The 17,061-nt window shown below is 71.1% G+C and carries 14 protein-coding genes; 8 read left to right on the top strand and 6 right to left on the bottom strand.

Annotated elements, in window-relative coordinates; genetic code table 11:
• Window positions 1–44 precede the first annotated feature (44 nt).
• Window positions 45–1,697, top strand: a complete 1,653-nt coding sequence (ctaD, locus tag ACIBCM_RS07445; protein ID WP_399241270.1) for a cytochrome c oxidase subunit I — start codon at window positions 45–47, stop codon at window positions 1,695–1,697.
• Window positions 1,694–2,086 (top strand): cytochrome c oxidase subunit 4, encoded by a 393-nt coding sequence (locus ACIBCM_RS07440; protein ID WP_399241001.1) that lies wholly within the window; start codon window positions 1,694–1,696, stop codon window positions 2,084–2,086. Before ctaD ends, ACIBCM_RS07440 begins: the two co-directional genes overlap by 4 nt.
• Window positions 2,087–2,102: 16 nt before the next feature.
• Here the strand turns inward: ACIBCM_RS07440 and ACIBCM_RS07435 are convergent, their stop codons facing one another.
• The 3 genes from ACIBCM_RS07435 to ACIBCM_RS07425 form a co-directional block, all read right to left on the bottom strand.
• Window positions 2,103–3,731 (bottom strand): cytochrome bc complex cytochrome b subunit, encoded by a 1,629-nt coding sequence (locus tag ACIBCM_RS07435; protein WP_399241000.1) that lies wholly within the window; start codon window positions 3,729–3,731, stop codon window positions 2,103–2,105.
• A 105-nt stretch (window positions 3,732–3,836) separates the two neighbouring features.
• Window positions 3,837–5,438: an ABC transporter permease gene (locus ACIBCM_RS07430; RefSeq protein WP_399240999.1), complete on the bottom strand. Its 1,602-nt coding sequence runs from the start codon at window positions 5,436–5,438 to the stop codon at window positions 3,837–3,839.
• Entirely contained in the window at window positions 5,438–6,328 is an 891-nt protein-coding gene (locus tag ACIBCM_RS07425) for an ABC transporter ATP-binding protein (RefSeq protein WP_399240998.1), read from the bottom strand. The genes ACIBCM_RS07430 and ACIBCM_RS07425 overlap by 1 nt, the downstream gene beginning before the upstream one ends.
• A 498-nt stretch (window positions 6,329–6,826) precedes the next feature.
• On the opposite strand from ACIBCM_RS07425, the gene ACIBCM_RS07420 reads away from it, so the two are divergent.
• Window positions 6,827–7,588, top strand: a complete 762-nt coding sequence (locus tag ACIBCM_RS07420; protein ID WP_399240997.1) for a hypothetical protein — start codon at window positions 6,827–6,829, stop codon at window positions 7,586–7,588.
• A 136-nt stretch (window positions 7,589–7,724) separates the two neighbouring features.
• Here the strand turns inward: ACIBCM_RS07420 and ACIBCM_RS07415 are convergent, their stop codons facing one another.
• Window positions 7,725–8,999: a sensor histidine kinase gene (locus ACIBCM_RS07415; RefSeq protein ID WP_399240996.1), complete on the bottom strand. Its 1,275-nt coding sequence runs from the start codon at window positions 8,997–8,999 to the stop codon at window positions 7,725–7,727.
• Between the two features lie 34 nt (window positions 9,000–9,033).
• On the opposite strand from ACIBCM_RS07415, the gene ACIBCM_RS07410 reads away from it, so the two are divergent.
• Window positions 9,034–9,687, top strand: coding sequence for a response regulator (locus ACIBCM_RS07410; protein ID WP_399240995.1), 654 nt, complete (start codon window positions 9,034–9,036; stop codon window positions 9,685–9,687).
• Between the two features lie 140 nt (window positions 9,688–9,827).
• Here ACIBCM_RS07410 and ACIBCM_RS07405 read toward each other — a convergent pair whose 3' ends face one another.
• Entirely contained in the window at window positions 9,828–10,718 is an 891-nt protein-coding gene (locus ACIBCM_RS07405; protein WP_399240994.1) for an AraC family transcriptional regulator N-terminal domain-containing protein, read from the bottom strand.
• 197 nt (window positions 10,719–10,915) lie between these two features.
• Here ACIBCM_RS07405 and ACIBCM_RS07400 point away from each other — a divergent pair, with 197 nt between their 5' ends.
• The 4 genes from ACIBCM_RS07400 to ACIBCM_RS07385 all read left to right on the top strand — a co-directional run bounded on the left by ACIBCM_RS07400 (window position 10,916) and on the right by ACIBCM_RS07385 (window position 15,735).
• Window positions 10,916–11,458, top strand: a complete 543-nt coding sequence (locus ACIBCM_RS07400; RefSeq protein WP_399240993.1) for a (2Fe-2S)-binding protein — start codon at window positions 10,916–10,918, stop codon at window positions 11,456–11,458.
• Window positions 11,455–12,444 carry an FAD binding domain-containing protein gene (locus tag ACIBCM_RS07395; RefSeq protein ID WP_399240992.1) on the top strand — a complete coding sequence of 330 codons (990 nt, stop codon included), beginning with the start codon at window positions 11,455–11,457 and terminating at the stop codon, window positions 12,442–12,444. The genes ACIBCM_RS07400 and ACIBCM_RS07395 overlap by 4 nt, the downstream gene beginning before the upstream one ends.
• Window positions 12,445–12,483: 39 nt before the next feature.
• Entirely contained in the window at window positions 12,484–14,676 is a 2,193-nt protein-coding gene (locus tag ACIBCM_RS07390) for a xanthine dehydrogenase family protein molybdopterin-binding subunit (protein ID WP_399240991.1), read from the top strand.
• 72 nt (window positions 14,677–14,748) lie between these two features.
• Entirely contained in the window at window positions 14,749–15,735 is a 987-nt protein-coding gene (locus tag ACIBCM_RS07385) for an XdhC family protein (RefSeq protein ID WP_399240990.1), read from the top strand.
• A 172-nt stretch (window positions 15,736–15,907) separates the two neighbouring features.
• Here ACIBCM_RS07385 and ACIBCM_RS07380 read toward each other — a convergent pair whose 3' ends face one another.
• Entirely contained in the window at window positions 15,908–17,038 is a 1,131-nt protein-coding gene (locus ACIBCM_RS07380) for an ABC transporter substrate-binding protein (RefSeq protein WP_399240989.1), read from the bottom strand.
• Between the last annotated feature and the right edge of the window lie 23 nt (window positions 17,039–17,061).

Below are 17,061 nucleotides of genomic sequence, written 5' to 3'. Positions count from 1 at the left end.
TGCTGGATCTGCTGTCGACCACCGACCACAAGACGATCGGACGGATGTATCTGGCGACCTCGTTCGCCTTCTTCCTGCTGGCCGGGGCCCTGGCGATGGTGATGCGCGCGGAGCTGGCCCGGCCGGGACTCCAGATCGTCTCGCCCGAGCAGTACAACCAGTTCTTCACCGTGCACGGCACGATCATGATGCTGCTGTTCGCCACACCGACCTTCACCGGCTTCGCCAACGCGATCATGCCGCTGCAGATCGGCGCCCCGGATGTGGCCTTTCCGCGTCTCAACGCCTTCACCTACTGGGTCTACCTCTTCGGCGGGCTGCTCGTGGTCGCCGGATTCCTCACCGCGGGAGGCGCGGCGCCCTTCGGCTGGTTCGCCTACGCGCCGCTGAACAGCGCGGAGTACTCGCCCGGGACCGGCGCCGACCTCTGGACGATGGGGCTGGCCGTGTCGGGGATGAGCACGATCCTCGGATCGGTCAACTTCATCACCACGATCATCTGCCTCCGGTGCCCGGGGATGACGATGTTCCGGATGCCGATCTTCACCTGGAACGTCCTCTTCACCTCCATCCTCGCGCTGCTCGCCTTTCCCGTGCTCACCGCGGCCCTGCTGGTCCTGGAGGCCGACCGCCGGTTCGGCGCCCACGTCTTCGACGCCGCCAACGGCGGTGCGCTGCTCTGGCAGCATCTCTTCTGGTTCTTCGGGCATCCGGAGGTCTACATCGTGGCCCTGCCGTTCTTCGGGGTGATCTCCGAGATCCTTCCGGTCTTCAGCCGCAAGCCGGTCTTCGGCTACATCGGCCTGGTCGGCGCCACCATGGCCATCACCGGCCTGTCCGCCGTGGTCTGGGCCCATCACATGTTCGCCACGGGAGCCGTACTGCTCCCCTTCTTCTCCCTGATGTCCTTTCTGATCGCCGTGCCCACCGGGGTGAAGTTCTTCAACTGGATCGGCACGACCTGGAAAGGGTCCCTCTCGTTCGAGACCCCGATGCTGTGGTCCATCGGATTCCTGGTGACGTTCCTCCTGGGCGGGCTGACCGGGGTCCTCATCGCGTCGCCGCCGCTCGACTTCCATCTGACGGACAGTTACTTCATCGTCGCCCATCTGCACTACGTACTCTTCGGGACCATCGTCTTCGCCACCTTCGGCGGCTTCTACTTCTGGTGGCCCAAGCTGACGGGCAAACTGCTCGACGAACGGCTGGGGAAGATCCATTTCTGGACGCTGTTCACCGGCTTCCAGATCACCTTCCTGGTCCAGCACTGGCTCGGTGAACAGGGGATGCCCCGCCGCTATGCCGACTATCTGGCGGCCGACGGTTTCACCACACTGAACACGGTCTCCACCATCGGCTCCTTCGTTCTCGGCATGTCCACGTTTGTGTTCCTCTACAATGTCTGGCACACCCATCACCGCGCCGAGTCCGTCGCCCTCGACGACCCGTGGGGCTGGGGCCGCTCCCTGGAGTGGGCCACGGGCAGCCCCCCGCCCCGCCACAACTTCCACGGCCTGCCCCGCGTCCGCTCGGACTCGCCCGCCTTCGACCTCAACCACCCGGAGGCGACGGGGGGAGAGGGCACCGGGGACACGGACCGCGGCCGAACAGCCGGCCAGGCGCCCGATGCGGCCCTCCCGCCCGGCCCCGACCGCCGTCCGGGAGACGGCCCAACACCCCACGAGGACGGCCGATGAAGGTCGAGGCATGGCTCTTCACCGGAACGGCCGTCTTCTTCCTGGTCGTCGCGGCGGTCTACGGCGTCTTCAGCCACGACCCCGCCGGTCTGAGCGCCCTGGTCGTGTCCTGTGTGATGGCGGCCCTGATCTCCGCGTTCCTCTGGCGGCAGGACGTCCGTACGGAGCCCAGACCCGAGGACCGCCCGGACACCACGATCCAGGAGTCGGCGGGGCGGCGGTTCTCCTTCCCCCAGCCCTACAGCTATGCCCCGGTCGTCACGGCGGCCGGTGCGGCCCTCCTCGGCCTCGGGGTGGTCGAGGGGCTGTGGATCTTCCTCATCGGGATCGGCGTCCTGGTGCCCGGGATTCTCGGTTTCGTCTTCCGCGGACGGGATGCCCCGGACTGAGCGGGCATCCGTCCGGTCAGTCGCCGCCGGGCCGGCGGGAGGGACCGGCGAGGACCTGCTCCCGCTGCTTCTGCGAGGCGGTCACGCCCGCCCGGTCGGCGTAGTACCAGGCACTCAGCCTGGTCCGTGTTCTGCGCGCCCGCCGCTGCCAGGGGTTCTCGTCCGGCGGCGGGGCGAGCACCAGCGGCACGGGCAGCTCACGGACGAGAGCGGTGTAGCGCCGAGCGGGGGAGAGGGGCCGGCGCTGCGGGGCGTAACCGCCCTCCACGGACTGCAGGACCTCCCCCGTCTCCGCGCGCTCCGCGAGCCGTCGCCCCTCCCGCTCCTGGAGCCCCAGACAGATCCGCCGGGTCAGCCAGAACACCACCGGCGGCAGCACGACCAGGGCCGTGCGAAGCGCCCAGGTCAGATTTCTCACCGGGACGTCGAAGATGAAGGCGAAGATGTCCTGCGCCCCCGCGACCAGGAGCACCGCGTACGCGGTGACGGCCGCCGCGCAGAGCCCCGTACGGACGGGCCGGTCGCGCGGACGGTCGCACAGATGCCGTTCCCCCCGCCCGGGGGTGATCCAGCGCTCGAAGAACGGATAGGCGTACAGCGCGAGGAAGAGCAGCCCCGGCAGCACCACACCGGGAATCAGCGGGTTCCACGACAGGGTGTGTCCCCACAGCCGGGTCTCCACGCCCGGCATCAGCCGGAGGGCGCCCTCCAGGAAACCCACGTACCAGTCCGGCTGGGAGCCCGTGGAGACCTGATCGGCACGGTAGGGGCCGTAGGTCCAGACCGGATTGATCTGACCGACGGCCCCCAGCAGTGCCAGGACGCCGAAGACCAGGAGGAAGAGCCCGCCCGACTTCGCCAGGTACACGGGGAAGGCCGGCGGGCCGACGGAGTTGCGCCCGGTCTTTCCCGGGCCCGCCCACTGGGTGTGCTTGAGGTAGACGATGAGCGCCAGATGCACGGTCACCAGCGCGATCAGCAGACCGGGGATGAGCAGAATGTGCATGGCGTACAGACGGGGCAGGATGTCATCGCCCGGGAACTGGCCGCCGAACACGAAGAACGAGAGATACGTTCCGAACACCGGCACCGACAGCATGATCCCCTGTGCGGTCCGCAGCCCAGTCCCCGACAGCAGGTCGTCGGGGAGCGAGTAGCCCGCGAAGCCCTCCAGCATCGCCAGCAGGAACATTGTCACGCCGATGGCCCAGTTCGCCTCACGCGGGCGACGGAACGCCCCGGTGAGGAAGACCCGCAGCAGATGTACGGCGATCGCCGCGACGAAGACCAGCGCGGCCCAGTGGTGGATCTGCCGTACCAGCAGCCCGCCCCGTACATCGAAACTCAGCTCCAGGGTGGTGAGGTACGCCTGCGACATGAGCACACCCTGGAGCGGCCGGTAGGAGCCCGTGTACACCGTCTGCACCATCGACGGATCGAAGAAGAACGTCAGAAACACACCGGTCAGCACCAGTACGGCGAAGCTGTAGAGCGCCAGCTCGCCCAGCAGGAACGACCAGTGGTCGGGAAACGCCTTCCGCAGCGCGGTCCGCGCGGCCTCGTACAGCGGCATCCGTCCATCGGCCCAGTCCGCCACCCGCTCACCGCGGCGACGCGGAGGCACTTCCCGCTCCGGGACCGCCATCGGCACACACCTTTCATCCCATAACATCGCAAGGGGAAGCAGAACGGTGTGAGTCCTACCCCACGCCGTGCGGTTGATCACGCACGGGAGGCCGATGACGGCGGATCAGCGGCGGGCGCGGCGGACGCCGTCCGTGCCGAGGGCGACGAGGGCCAGTACCAGGGCGGAGGCGGCCACGGCGGCCGGGCCAGGGCCCCCGCCGGGAACCACTCCGAGGAAGTCCAGCTCCGCGATGCGGTTGAACATCCCGTACCAGAGCAGGGGATACAGCGCCTGGAAGAGCCGGGGGCCCCGGCTGACGGTCCCGCACAGCAGCGCCAGCGCGGGGACCGCCAGTGCACCGGCCAGCGCGGCGGCCACCGCCCGGTGGTCACCGGCGGCGAGAAGCCTGACCATCGGCAGCACGGAGACGGACAGCGACACGGCGACTCCCGCGAGCAGAACGGCCGGCAGGCGCCGCCCGGCCGAGGGAGAGGCGGTGAGCAGGTCCTCCAGGCTTCCGGCGTCGGCGTGGTGGCCCATCCGGGACCAGATCAGCACCGGCCAGAGCATGGACAGCGCCAGTACGGGGTGGGAGACGTCCTGGGCCTCGACGAGGACCGAGGCCACCGCGAGCGCCGCTGGACCGAGCCACCACCAGCGCATCCCCCGGAGCAGTACACGGAGTTCCCCGGCCAGGGTGGCCGCGAAGGCCGAGCCCCTCCTCGCCGGGGTCATCGACGCCGGGGCGAAGGCGAAGGAGGCACCGGGCGCGGTCACGCTCTCATCGGGTCCGGCCGCCGGGCCGGGCATGGGGCCGGACGCCCTCGTCCGGCCCGGGACGAGGGCGCCGACCGCTCCCGCGGACACGGCCGGATCGAAGCGGCGGAACCAGAGCCCTGCGAGCAGGGTGACCACCACCGCGCCGACGGTCAGCAGGGCCGCGCCCGCCAGCGGGCCGCCGCTCACGCTGCCCGGGCCGAGGCCGTCCCAGCCGAAGGTCGTCAGGGGGCCGTCGTGCGAGGTGAGGCCCACTCCGAAGGTCACCGAGCCGGCCGGGTGGCCGGCGGCCTGGATCGCCGTACGCATCGACTCGCCGATCGGGCCCATGCTCAGCAGGTCATAGCCGCCGGAGGCCTGGGAGGCCATCATGCCGACCAGCCAGATCACGAACCAGAGCAGGGCACCGCCACCGCCGCGCAGGCCGGGCAGAGTGTCGAAGAGCACGGCACAGGCCGCGACGAGGGCCAGCAGCGGCAGGGTGATCAGGACGAAGGGCAGCAGCAGCCGGACCGGGTCCACGGAGTACGACTCACCCTTGACCAGTTGTACTCCGAGCGCGGTGCCCGCGAGCGCCAGCAGCATCGAGCCGAGCACCAGCAGATTGCTGCAGAACTTGCCGAGCAGATAGGAGACACGGGTCATCGGGGTGGCGGCCAGGATCTGGCCCACTCCGCTCCGGTCGTCCTTGGTGACGGTGCCCCGGGTGATGCTGAAGCCGGCCAGCGAGAGCCACACCGCGCCGCCCAGTGCGGTGACGGTACCCACGTAGCCGCTGGTGTACAGGCCGCGGTAGTCGCCGATCTGAAAGATCTGCCAGCCGGACGGGCCGACCGGGGCCGCCAGCAGACCGAGGGCCAGGGTGCCGAGCAGGACGACCAGATAGGCGGGGCGGCGCCTGCGCTCCCGGAAGTCGGCGAGGGCCAGGGCCGGGACGGCCGCTCCCATCACCGCACCGCCGCGGCGTCGGCGGGCGGGGCGGAGGACAGCAGCAGATACGCGTCGTCGAGTCGGGGCCGGACCGGCTCGGCGTGCGGTGCCGGCCGCTGCCGGGAAAGCACCCGGACCCGTACGCCCCCCGGTGTCCGGGTGGTGCCGCCGAGGAGGAACCGCGAGCGCAGGGCGGGAAGGTCGGCGGAGTGGACGGTGATCTCCCAGACCGCGCCCTCGGCGCTGCGGAGCTGCTCCTCGGGTGTGCCGTGGTGGACCAGCCGGCCCTGGCGCATGATGGCGATCCGGTCGGCGGTGGCCGCCACGTCGGAGACGATATGGGTGGACAGGATCACGATCCGTTCGGAACCGAGCCCGGTCAGCAGGTTGCCGAACCGCAGCCGTTCCTCGGGGTCGAGACCGACGGTGGGTTCGTCCACGATGAGCAGCCGGGGGTCGTTGAGCAGGGCCTGGGCGATGCCCACGCGCTGACGCATCCCGCCGGACATCGAGCCCAGCCGCTGCCTCGCGGCGCCGGAGAGATTGACCAGGTCCAGCAGTTCGTCGATCCGGGCCCTGGCGGAGCGTGGGCGCAGGCCCTTCGCCGAGGCCAGGTAGGAGAGGAACTCACGGGCGGTGAGCTGCGGGTACACCCCGAAGTCCTGCGGCAGATAGCCGACGGTCCGGCGCAGTGGGCCGGGATTCTCGGCGATGTCGACACCTTCCCAGAGGACCCGGCCCGAGGTGGGCCGGGTGACGGTGGCGAGGATGCGCATCAGGCTGGATTTGCCCGCTCCATTGGAGCCGAGCAGACCGAGGACACCTGGGCGCAGCGTCAGCGAGAAGGCGCTGACCGCGCGCTTGCCGCCGCGGTACTCCTTGGTCAGATCCGTGATCTGAAGTTCCATGATCAGTCTTTCGGGTCGACTGGGATGACACCGGCCCTGGACGCGGCGGTGACGGTGGGGGAGGAGCCTGGGCGCGCGCGGGCGGTCCCGGCCGCGGTGATGCGCGGAGTCGGTGACTGCTTCCGCTTCCGGGCCCTCACCCGCGCCGCGGTCGGCGGGGGCGATGGCCGGTGCGCGGGTGGGCGCCCTTACAGTCCGCCCCGGCGGTCGGCTTCTTCATGCCGACATGCTCCCGGGACGCACGGCGCGGCCACATCTGTCTTTCGGGAGACTTCGGCAGGGCCCCGGTCCATGATTCCGAGACCAGATCCTTGTCCCTCCCGCCCGGGGCCGGGCGCAGGGGGAGAGCCGTGTTCCCCGGCGCGCCCGCCGCTTCGCGGGCCGGTACGCCGTACGACCAACGGGTGAGCGCGACCGCCGGGCGACCGGGCCCTTCCGGACCCGGGTCTGCCGAACGGGGGATACCGGCAATTCCGTCCGGTCGCCACCATCAACGGTATGCATCGGACAACCAGGACGACCCTGTTCCCGGCGGCACTCGCGGCCGTGCTCCTCACCAGCGGCTGCGGCGGGGTGGGTGATATCGGCGTCGACCCCGTCAGCGACAGCAGGAGCTTCGGCATCTCCGGCCCGAAGCTGACGATCGACACGACCGGCGACGTACGCGTCGAATCCGGAAAGGGCTCGCGGGTGAAGGTCTCCCGCGAGCTGGCGGGGAAGGCCGCCGAGGACGGCAACGCTTCCTGGGAACTGGAGGGGGACACACTGAGGCTCACCGCCGAGTGCAAGGGTCTGGTCCTCAACTGCGGCAGCCACTACACCGTCGAGGTGCCCCCGGGTGTCACCGCCGTATCGGTGAGGACGAAGGGCGGGGAAGTGGCCGCCGACAGCCTGCCCGGCGCGCTGACCGTCGAGACGAAGACCGGCGACATCCGGGTCACGAAGGGCTCCGGTGAGCTGCGGCTCTCCTCGGACACCGGCCGTGTCTCCGTCAGCGACAGCCTCTCCGCCGATGTCCGGGTCAGCAGCCGGGACGCCGACCACACCCTGTCCTTCGCCAGGGCACCCCGGCGCGTCGTCGACAGGACCGGCAAGGGCGACATCTCCGTGACGCTGCCCGAGGACAACACCCGCTACCGGATCGACGCCTCCGCTCAACGCGAGGACAAGGCCCGCATCGGGGTCGGGAGTGACCGGAGCGCCGCGAACCGGCTCACCCTCGAAAGCCCCCGGGGCCGTGTGCGGGTCGCACAGAAGTAGCCGGGAACACCGGCGGGATCGGTGTGGTCGGTGATGGCGGTACCCCTGAGGACCGATCCGTGCGAGGGCGGCCGCCCCGTACATCCGGTGGAGCCGAGCGGGGCGGTCGTCGAGCCGGGGCCGGGCCCGCCCGGTGCTACGGCGTCCCGATCGGGGTCCGGCCGTTCTCCGGAGCACCGTCGTCCAGCGGGAGTACGGCGGTGACCCGCCAGCCGCCGTCCTCGGTCGGCCCCGCGGTGAGTTCCCCGCCCAGCTCCGCCACGCGCCTGCGCAGCTCACGCAGGCCGGTGCCGCCGTACTCACGCTCGGCCGTGAGGGAGCCATGGCCCGCGCCCCCGGCAACGGGCTCGTTGTCCACCACGATCCGCAGGGCGGTCCCGTCCAGCACGGTCCGCTCCGCCCTGACCGCCACCCGGGGTGAGGCGGCGGCATGCCTGCGGACGTTGGTGAGCGCCTCCGCCACCGTCCGGTACCCGGCCGAGCCGACCGGTTCCGGCAGACCGTCCAGGACGCCGGGAGCCAGGTCCAGCCGGGCCGGGATCAATCCGGTGCGGCTGAACCGGTCGATCAGATCCGGCAGTTCGGCCAGCGAGTGGACCCGTCCGGTCGTGCCCTCGGCCGGCAGTTCCTCGTCGCCGGGGTCCTCTCGCGGGTCCGCGTCCAGCTCGCTCAGGATCCGGATCGTCCGGTCCATCGACTCCAGTGCCTGGACGCCCGCGTGCTCGATCCCCGGCAGCAGTGCCAGGGCCCGCTCGGGGGACTCCCGGGCCAGTGCCTGGGCCGCCTGCGCCAGCACCATCACACCGGTCACGTCGTGTGCCGCGAAATCGTGCAGGTCCCGGGCCACCTTGAGCCGCTGTGCGCGCCGCTCGGCCCTCAGGGCGAGCCGGCGCCGGCTGTCCAGCGAGCGGAGGTAGCAGGACGCCCCCACGGCGGCCCCCGCCACCACCCCCCACACCAGGCAGAGCACGATCGTCTGGCGTGCTCCGGCGGGCGGTTCGAGGGTCAGCGTGATCCGCAGCGGAAGCAGGGTGATGGCCGTCATCAGGGCCAGTGCCACCATGGCGGCCTGCGCGGGCGCGGGACTGCGTACGGCGGGCAGGGCGACGGCCAGCAGGGCACCCGTCTCGACCAGGATCCACAGCGCCGATGTGTTGTCGGCCGGCCCCTCGTAACGAAGGGTCGCGAGAAGGGAGATCGCGCAGGTCACGGGGACCGTCGCCAGGATGCGGCGCTGTGGTTCGCCGGGCGCCCACACGAGCAGCACCACGGCGGCCAGCACCGCCGTTGTCGTCGAGCACCGGATCAGCGCCGAGACCGAGGGGGTGGCCAACGCCGCGGGCGCCACGGCGGCCACCGCGAGGGCCGCAGCGCCGAGCAGCCTTCCTGACCGGGCGGTGTGACGTGCCATGTGCCGGGATGCTACCCCGTGCAAGGATCGCCCCATGACGACGCGCATCGTGATCGCCGACGACCAGAGAGCCGTGCGGGAAGGCTTCCGGTACATCCTCGACCTGCAACCGGACATGGACGTGCTGGGGATCGCGGGCGACGGCCGTGAAGCGCTGGAGCTGACACGGACACTGCGCCCGGACGTCCTGCTCGCCGACATCCGGATGCCGCGGATGGACGGTCTGGAGCTGACCCGCAGGCTCGCCGAGGAGGCACCGGACGTACGGGTCGTCATCGTCACCACCTTCGACCTGGACGAGTACGTGCACTCCGCGCTGAAGGCGGGCGCGTACGGCTTTCTGCTGAAGCGCTCCGGGGCGCCCCTGCTGATCGAGGCCGTGCGGGCCGCGGTTGAGGGAGACTCACTGATCAGCCCACAGGTCACCACCCGCCTGCTGCGGGGCCTGGCCGCGGCGCATCGTGCGGAACGGCGGGAGAAGCCTCAGGTGGAGAAGCTGACTCCGCGGGAACGGGAGATCGCCCTGCTGGTCGCGGACGGCCTGACCAACGCCGGCATCGGCAAGGCTCTGTTCATCTCGGCCGGTACGGTGAAGACGCATGTGAGCCACATCCAGCGCAAGCTGAACGTGAACAACAGGGTCGGTATCGCGGCATGGGTCTGGGACTCGGGCGCCCGCGACGGATAGCGCCGGTCCCGGGCCGCAGCCGGGGCGTCAACCGCGGCCGCGGCGCTGTGCCCCGGTCTGTGCGGAGGTGACGGGCCTTTCGGCTCCCCCTACTCCGCGAGGACGGTCATGCCCGGCCCGGTGGCCGTTGGTCCCGCCGGTCACTCCCCGTCGCCGGCCCCGCGCGCCGTGAAGCGCATCGCGTCCTGACGGGGTGAGACGCCGAAGAGACGACGGTACTCCCGGCTGAACTGGGACGGGCTGTCGTATCCCACGCGATTTCCGATATGCGCGATGTCCTTGGGATGGGCCGCCAGCAGGAGACGGGCCTCATGGAGTCTGATGTTCTTCTGGAACTGGATGGGACTTGTTCCGGTGACGGCCTGGAAATTCCGGTGGAAGGCGGATGTGCTCATCCCTGTCAGCGCCGCCACATCGTCGACCCGGAACGGCTCCCGGTAGTTTTCCCGGATCCATTGCACGGCTTTGGCGATATGGGAGAGCTTGCTGTCCGCGAGACCGATCTGGCGGACCGTCGCGCCCTGCCGGCCGGTGATCAGGCGCCACAGGATCTCGCGCTTGACGAGGGGCGCGAGCATGTCCCTGTCCCGTGGCCGGTCGAGCAGGCGGAGCAGTCGCACGGCGGCGTCGAGGAGCTCGTCGGAGGCGTCGCTGACGGCGAGGGCGGGGGGCGCGGTGCCGTTCTGCGGTCCGCTGAACTCAGCGGACCGCAACATCAACTCGGCGATGTCCGAGGCCTGGAGAAGCAGGCCGAGACCCAGCGCCGGCCGCGCAGGGGTGGCCTCGACGAAGTGGCCGGTGACGGGCAGGTCGACGGAGGCGACCAGATACTGCCCGGGGCCGTACTCGTACACGTACTCGCCCAGCGCGAGCCGTTTGGCGCCCTGGGCGATCAGTGCCATGACCGTACCGGTCATGGACGCATGGGGTTCCTGTGACTCCTCACGGCCGATCAGGACGTGCTCGATGGCCGTCGTTCCGTCGGCGCGTGCGTGACGGGCCAGCAGAGTGCGGAGTTCGTCCAGCAGCATGGGACCGATTGAAGCACCGCGGGTCGGGAGCGGTCCGGAAAACGAGGAATCCCGAGCCCGTGCGGAATGGCGGAGAGGATCGTGCAAGGCTTCGCCGCCTTTGTGCAAAGCGATTCTCCGGCGGACTGGTTGAATATCCGGTGCCTTGGAGAGAGGTGCTGTTCGGAGATTCGCTGCACGGTGGAAGGACTGGCGGTATGACGGACGGAACCCATAGCGAGATCGGTCTTCGGGTCAACGGCCTGACATACCGTCTGACCGTCGACCATCGCAGGACATTGCTGGACGCGCTCCGTGAGGACACGGACCACACGGGGCCGAAGAAGGGCTGCGACCGGGGGCAGTGCGGCGCCTGCACAGTGCTGGTGGACGGGCGGCGGGTGGTGTCCTGTCTGACGCTGGCGGTCACCGCCGACGGCTCGGACGTCACGACGATCGAGGGCCTCGCGCGGGAGGGTGAACTGCATCCGCTGCAGCAGGCGTTCGTGCGGCTCGACGGTCTTCAGTGCGGGTACTGCACACCCGGGCAGGTCTGCTCCGCGGTCGGGATGCTGGCCGAACACGCGGCGGGCTGGCCCAGCGCGGTCACCGCCGACATCTGCCGCGAGGGTCCGTTTCCGGAGCTGGACGCCGAGGAGGTACGCGAGCGTCTGAGCGGCAATCTGTGCAGGTGCGGCGCGTATCCGTCGATCGTCCGTGCCGTGCTGGAAACGGCGTCCCGTGAGGAGGTGAGGGGATGAGGGAGTTCGGCTACCGGCGGCCGACGCGGGTCCGTGACGCCCTCGCCGCGGTCGCCGGCGACGACGGCGCCCGGTTCCTCGGCGGTGGAACGAATCTCGTCGACCTGATGAAGGACGGCATCGAGACGCCCACCCGCCTGGTGGACGTGCGCCGGCTGCCGCTGGAGGGCGTCCGCGAGGCGCCCGGCGGAGGACTCCTCGTCGGCGCGACGACGACCAACAGCGACCTGGCCGCCCATCCCGAGGTGCGCCGCCGCTACCCGGCCCTCAGCCGGGCCGTGCTGGCGGGCGCGTCGGGGCAGCTGCGCAACATGGCCACCGTGGGCGGCAATCTGCTGCAGCGGACCCGGTGCGGCTACTTCGCGGATCGCTCACAGCCGTGCAACAAGCGCAGCCCGGGCAGCGGCTGTTCCGCGATCCCCGGAGAGCACCACAACCACGCGATCCTCGGCTGGTCCGACCACTGTGTGGCCACCCACCCCTCGGACATGGCCGTGGCCCTGGCCGCGTTCGACGCGGTCGTGCACTACGAGACCCTGGACGCGGCCCACGAGATCCCGCTGTCCGAGTTCTATCTGCCGGTCGGCGACAGTCCGCAGCGCGAAACGGCGCTGCCCGCAGGCGCGCTGATCACCGCGGTCAGTCTCCCGGCCGCCGCGGCGAGCCCGCGCTCGCGCTACCTCAAGATCCGCGAGCGGGCGTCCTACGCCTTCGCCAATGTGTCCGTCGCCGCCGCTCTGGACGTCCACGAGGGCATCGTGCGGGGCGCCCGGATCGCACTCGGCGGCCTCGCCTCGCGTCCCTGGCGCGCCCGCGTGGCCGAGACCGCCCTCACGGACGCCCCGGCCACGGCCGAGCGCTTCCGGGCCGCCGCGGACGCGGAACTGTCCGCCGCGCGGCCGCTGCGCGACAACGCGTACAAGGTCACGCTCGCCCGCAATCTGATCGAGGCCGTCCTGACCGAACTCGCCCACCGCGACGGGTGACGAACCGGTCCCGTGACCCGTCCCGAAGGAGATCAGCACATGAACGCGTCCCCGACCGGCCCGTCCCCGTCACCCGGCGGGCACCCGGCCACCGGAGCGGGCACAGCCGGGACCACCGCCCCGCCCGCCGGCACGAGGCAACCGCACCGGGGAGCCGTCGGCACGGCACGGCCCCGTATCGAGGGTCCGGCCAAGGTCACCGGCGCGGTGCGCTACGCCGCGGACGAGCCGGCCGGGGATGCGGCGCACGGCTGGGTTCTCACCTCCACGGTGACCCGCGGACGCATCCGCGAGATCGACGCCAGTGCGGCGCTGGCCATGCCCGGAGTACTGGGGGTGATCGACCATCGCAACGCGCCCCGGCTGAACCCGGAAGCTGGTTCGTTCTTCGGGCCCGACGGCGGTATGCACCTGCTCCAGAACGACGAGATCCCCCACTCCGGCCGGCCGGTCGCGCTGGTGGTGGCCCGGACGGCGGAGCAGGCCCGGTCGGCGGCCATGGCGCTGCGGGTGACGTACGACGAGGAACCCTACGACGTGGATTTCTCCCTGGAACATCCGGCTGCCCGGCCGGCGACGTCGTTCTTCGGCGAGGACGCCACCGTCGGTGATGTGGAGGGGGAACTGGCGGCGAGCGAGGTGGTCGTCGACGAGCGCTACCTCACCCCCGAGGCGCACGGCGCCGCGATGGAGCCGCACTCCGCGACCGCCTGGTGGGAAGGCGAGCGCCTGCAGATCATCGACTCCAACCAGGGGCCTTTTCTGGTAGCCATGACGGTCGCCGCACTGTTCCGCCTCGACCCGAAGCAGGTGCGCGTACGGTCCCAGCACGTCGGTGGCGGCTTCGGGTCCAAATCGGGAGGCTGCGGCCCCCAGCTGGTCCTGGCGGTGATGGCCACGACGATGTTCGACCGTCCCGTACGCGTCACCCTGACCAGGAGCCAGGTGTTCCAGACCGTCTCGATGCGGCCCGCGACCGACCAGCGCGTGGTGATCGGCGCCGATGCGGACGGCAGGCTGCGGGCCATCGACCACACAGCGGCCTTCGAGGTCTCGAAGCTCGCGGACTATCTGGAGAACTGCACCGAGCTGTCCAACACGCTCTACGCGGCACGTGCGATCCGTACCCGGCGCACCGCTGTCCCTCTCGACATCCTGCCGCCTTACTCGGTACGCGGTCCCGGCGCGACCCCCGGTTCGTTCGCGCTGGAATCCGCCATGGACGAGTTGGCGGAACGGCTGGGCATGGACCCCCTTGAGCTCCGGCTGCGCAACGAGCCCTCCGCCGGCCCCGTGTCCGGCCTGCCGTTCAGCCGCCGCAACCTCGTCATGTGTCTGCGGGAGGGCGCCCGGCGGTTCGGCTGGGCCACGCGCGACCACCGTCCGCGCACGCGCGGCGAGGGACGTCTGCTCGTCGGCACCGGAATGGCGGCCACGTCCTTCGGAGCGGGGGCGCTGCCCTCGACGGCGGCGATCACCGCCGAGGCGGACGGGACCTACACCGTGGCCGTCGGCGCCAGCGACATCGGTACGGGCGCACGTACCGCGTTGACGGCGGTGGCGGCCGAGGCGCTGCGCGTGGAGCCGGAACGGATTCGGCTGCTGATCGCGGACAGCGACCTCGGTCCGGCCTGGAGCGCCGGTGGGTCCCGGGGGACGACCTCGTGGTCCTGGGCGATCACCGGGGCCGCTGCCGAGGTGCGCTCCCGGCCGGACGGTGCCGCACGGCCGTTCACGGTGTCCTGCGACACCACCCAGGCGCTGGGAGAACTGCCCCCCATGGAACGGCACTCCTACAGCGCCGTGTTCTGCGAGGTGACCGTCGATCCGGCGACCGGCGAGGTGCGTGTGCGGCGGCTGCTGGGGATGTTCGCCGTGGGCCGGGTGATCAACCCGCTGCTCGCACGCAGCCAGCTGGTCGGGGGCATGATCATGGGACTCTCGATGGCCCTGCACGAGGAAGGCGTCCGCGACCGGGCCACGGGCCGCCATGTCAACGGCGACTTCGCGGGCTACCACATCGCCGCGCACGCCGACGTACCGGATGTCGAAGCCGACTTCGTACCCGATGACGAACCCGGCGACCCGTCGGGCATCAAAGGTGTCGGAGAGATCGGCACCGTCGGCACCGCCGCCGCGATCGCGAACGCCGTCTGGCATGCCACCGGGCGCCGTCTGCGGACGCTGCCCATCCGTCCGGACCGCGTGCTCGAAGAGCGGCCCGTGCGGTGAGCGGGCCGTGGGATTGCGGTCGCCGGGCCGGCGCCCCCGCCACCCGGCCGGTGAACTGAGCGGGAGGCACATGTGCTACGTGAGGTGTGGCCCTTCGTCGACGCCCACCGCCGGGCGGGCCGGCCCGTCGTGCTGGCCCTTCTGGTGGACCGCGACGGTCCCGGATCGCGACCGCTCGGCGCGACGATGGCGCTCGCCGGGGACGGTACGTGGCGCGGTTCGCTGTCGGGGGGCTGCGTCGAGGGCATCGTCCTGGAGGCGGCCCGCTCCGTGCTGGCGGGGGCCGCGTCCCATACGACCGCGGTGTCACCGGGCGACGATCTCCTGCCCTGGGAGGAGGCTCCCGCCTGCGCCGGCGAACTGCGCGTACTCATCACGCCCGCGCCGCCCGAGTCCGTCCACTCCGCCATCGGTACGGCCCTGGCCGAAGACCGTCCGCTCACCGTGCGGGTCGGGCTGAGGCCGCCCCACAGCTGGTCGACGGCGGCCACCGTCGGTCAACTCTCCGGCACCGGACCCGCGTTCATCGGGGAACTGGGGGGCCGGCCGCGACTGCTGCTGGTCGGCGCGACGGATCTCGCGGCGGTCCTGGCGGACCTGGCCGGGAATCTGCACCGCAAGGTCGTCGTCCTCGACCCGCGGCCCGGCCACATTGCCTCCGGGGCCTTCACCGGCGCCGTCGAGGCCGTCCGTACCTGGCCCGACGAGTGGATCGCCCGCCATCCGCTCGGCGCCCGCGACGCGGTCGTCGCACTCAGCCACGACCCGCGGATCGACGACCGTGCCCTTCGCGTCGCTCTGGCGGGCCCCGCGGGATACGTCGCCGCGCTCGGCAGCCGGGCCACCCACGGACAGCGTCTGCGGCGCCTGGCCGACGCCCCGGGCCTGGACCGGCTGGCAGGCCCGGCGGGTCTGGACCTCGGCGGGGCGTCACTCGCCGAGAGCGCGCTGTCGATCCTCGCCGAACTTGTCGCGGTGGACAACGGACGCGGCGGCCGGCGTCTGCGCGACGGCGATCTGCCCATCCGGGCCACCGCCGGCGCGGCGCACGTCCTGTAGACGCCCCGGGCCCCTCCGCCGCGCGCCGGCGGGCGCGGCCCCGGAGGGTGGCTTGCAGATCACCGGGCCACACGAGTACGGCGCATTTCCGGCGGACGGGCCCGGAAGCCTGGCTTCCGGGCCCTTGCCGTGGGTGCGGTCGCGTTTCGCGATGACTCCCCGTGTCCAACGGCTATTTCTTGTGTCCGACGGCTTCCTCGTACAGGGAGCGATTCACGGTTCTGGACTCCGGGATCGGGTCACCCTCCGAGACACCGGCGTCGCGGTACGCCTCCTGGAGGCGGTCGATGGTGCCTCCCCGGATCTCCCAGTCCATCCGGAGCGACGGGGTGGACTTCAGGACCGTCTTGTCGGTCTTGAGCAGCCGGGAGAGCTCGTCGAGGAAGGCTGCGTCCTTCTTGTAGTCACCGGCGAAGTACGTGTTCACGGTGCGGATGTACGCCCGGAGCAGGGCCACGCCCGCGTCCACGTCGTCGTTGAGGAGCTTCGGGCCGAAGAGCAGGCCGCCCAGGGGCTCACCGGGCGGCTGGCCGCCCAGGAAGGCGTACTTCGGGTCGCCGTCGACCTTGCGCCACACCGGGTCCAGCAGCCACGCGGAGTCCACACCGCCGTTCTGCATGGCGGTGAGGACATCGGCGGAACCGAGCTGCTGGAACTGGATCTTGTCGAGGCCGCCGCCGTGCTTCTTCAGGGCCGTGTTCATCGGATACGCGATGACCGACCCCTTGCCGATCATGGTGCCCATCTTGCGTCCGGCCATCGGTACGTGGTCGGCGCTCTCCCCGTCCTTGAGACGTACCCACAGGCCGCTCTTGGACGCGGGGTCCGGGGAGAAGTTGCCGGCGACCCAGCGGATGTCGAAGCCGCCGTTGATACCGTTCAGCACGGCGGCTTCGGGCGCCGCCCACTGCGCGTCGATATCGCCCTTGGCCAGCAGCGGCAGCGCGTCCGGGGTCGGCAGCACCTTCAGCTCGACGTCCAGGTTCTCCTTGGCGAACTCGCCCTTCTCCGCCGCCACCACCAGGGGGGCCGCGTACTCGGCGCTGAGCGTTCCGGAGACGATCGTCAGCTTCTTCTTCTTGGCCAGCGGCTGCGGGGCGGGCGCGCCCTTGTCGCAGCGCGCGGGCTTGCGGTCCGCGGTCAGGACGGCCGGGTCGGTCCAGCCGGACGTACATCCGGCGACCTCCTTGACGGTACGGGGCTTTGCCGCACCGGAGGAGGTGTCGTCCTGCTGTGCGCAGCCCGCCGACGCGAGCAAGGAGCCCGCGGCCAGCAGACCGAGCACGGTGGTGCGCGTGCGCATACTGCCTCCGTACATGAATCCGT

This window comes from Streptomyces sp. NPDC051018 (assembly GCF_044456085.1).
Taxonomy (GTDB): Bacteria; Actinomycetota; Actinomycetes; order Streptomycetales; family Streptomycetaceae; genus Streptomyces.
This window is presented reverse-complemented; position numbering and strand designations above follow the sequence as displayed.

Coding starts and splice junctions, on each gene's coding strand:
- ACIBCM_RS07410 (WP_399240995.1), top strand. CDS start 9,034: ATGACGACGCGCATCGTGATCGCCGACGACCAGAGAGCCGTGCGGGAA.
- ACIBCM_RS07395 (WP_399240992.1), top strand. CDS start 11,455: ATGAGGGAGTTCGGCTACCGGCGGCCGACGCGGGTCCGTGACGCCCTC.
- ACIBCM_RS07435 (WP_399241000.1), bottom strand. CDS start 3,731: ATGGCGGTCCCGGAGCGGGAAGTGCCTCCGCGTCGCCGCGGTGAGCGG.
- ACIBCM_RS07440 (WP_399241001.1), top strand. CDS start 1,694: ATGAAGGTCGAGGCATGGCTCTTCACCGGAACGGCCGTCTTCTTCCTG.
- ACIBCM_RS07425 (WP_399240998.1), bottom strand. CDS start 6,328: ATGGAACTTCAGATCACGGATCTGACCAAGGAGTACCGCGGCGGCAAG.
- ctaD (WP_399241270.1), top strand. CDS start 45: ATGTATCTGGCGACCTCGTTCGCCTTCTTCCTGCTGGCCGGGGCCCTG.
- ACIBCM_RS07380 (WP_399240989.1), bottom strand. CDS start 17,038: ATGCGCACGCGCACCACCGTGCTCGGTCTGCTGGCCGCGGGCTCCTTG.
- ACIBCM_RS07415 (WP_399240996.1), bottom strand. CDS start 8,999: ATGGCACGTCACACCGCCCGGTCAGGAAGGCTGCTCGGCGCTGCGGCC.
- ACIBCM_RS07420 (WP_399240997.1), top strand. CDS start 6,827: ATGCATCGGACAACCAGGACGACCCTGTTCCCGGCGGCACTCGCGGCC.
- ACIBCM_RS07430 (WP_399240999.1), bottom strand. CDS start 5,438: ATGGGAGCGGCCGTCCCGGCCCTGGCCCTCGCCGACTTCCGGGAGCGC.
- ACIBCM_RS07400 (WP_399240993.1), top strand. CDS start 10,916: ATGACGGACGGAACCCATAGCGAGATCGGTCTTCGGGTCAACGGCCTG.
- ACIBCM_RS07405 (WP_399240994.1), bottom strand. CDS start 10,718: ATGCTGCTGGACGAACTCCGCACTCTGCTGGCCCGTCACGCACGCGCC.
- ACIBCM_RS07390 (WP_399240991.1), top strand. CDS start 12,484: ATGAACGCGTCCCCGACCGGCCCGTCCCCGTCACCCGGCGGGCACCCG.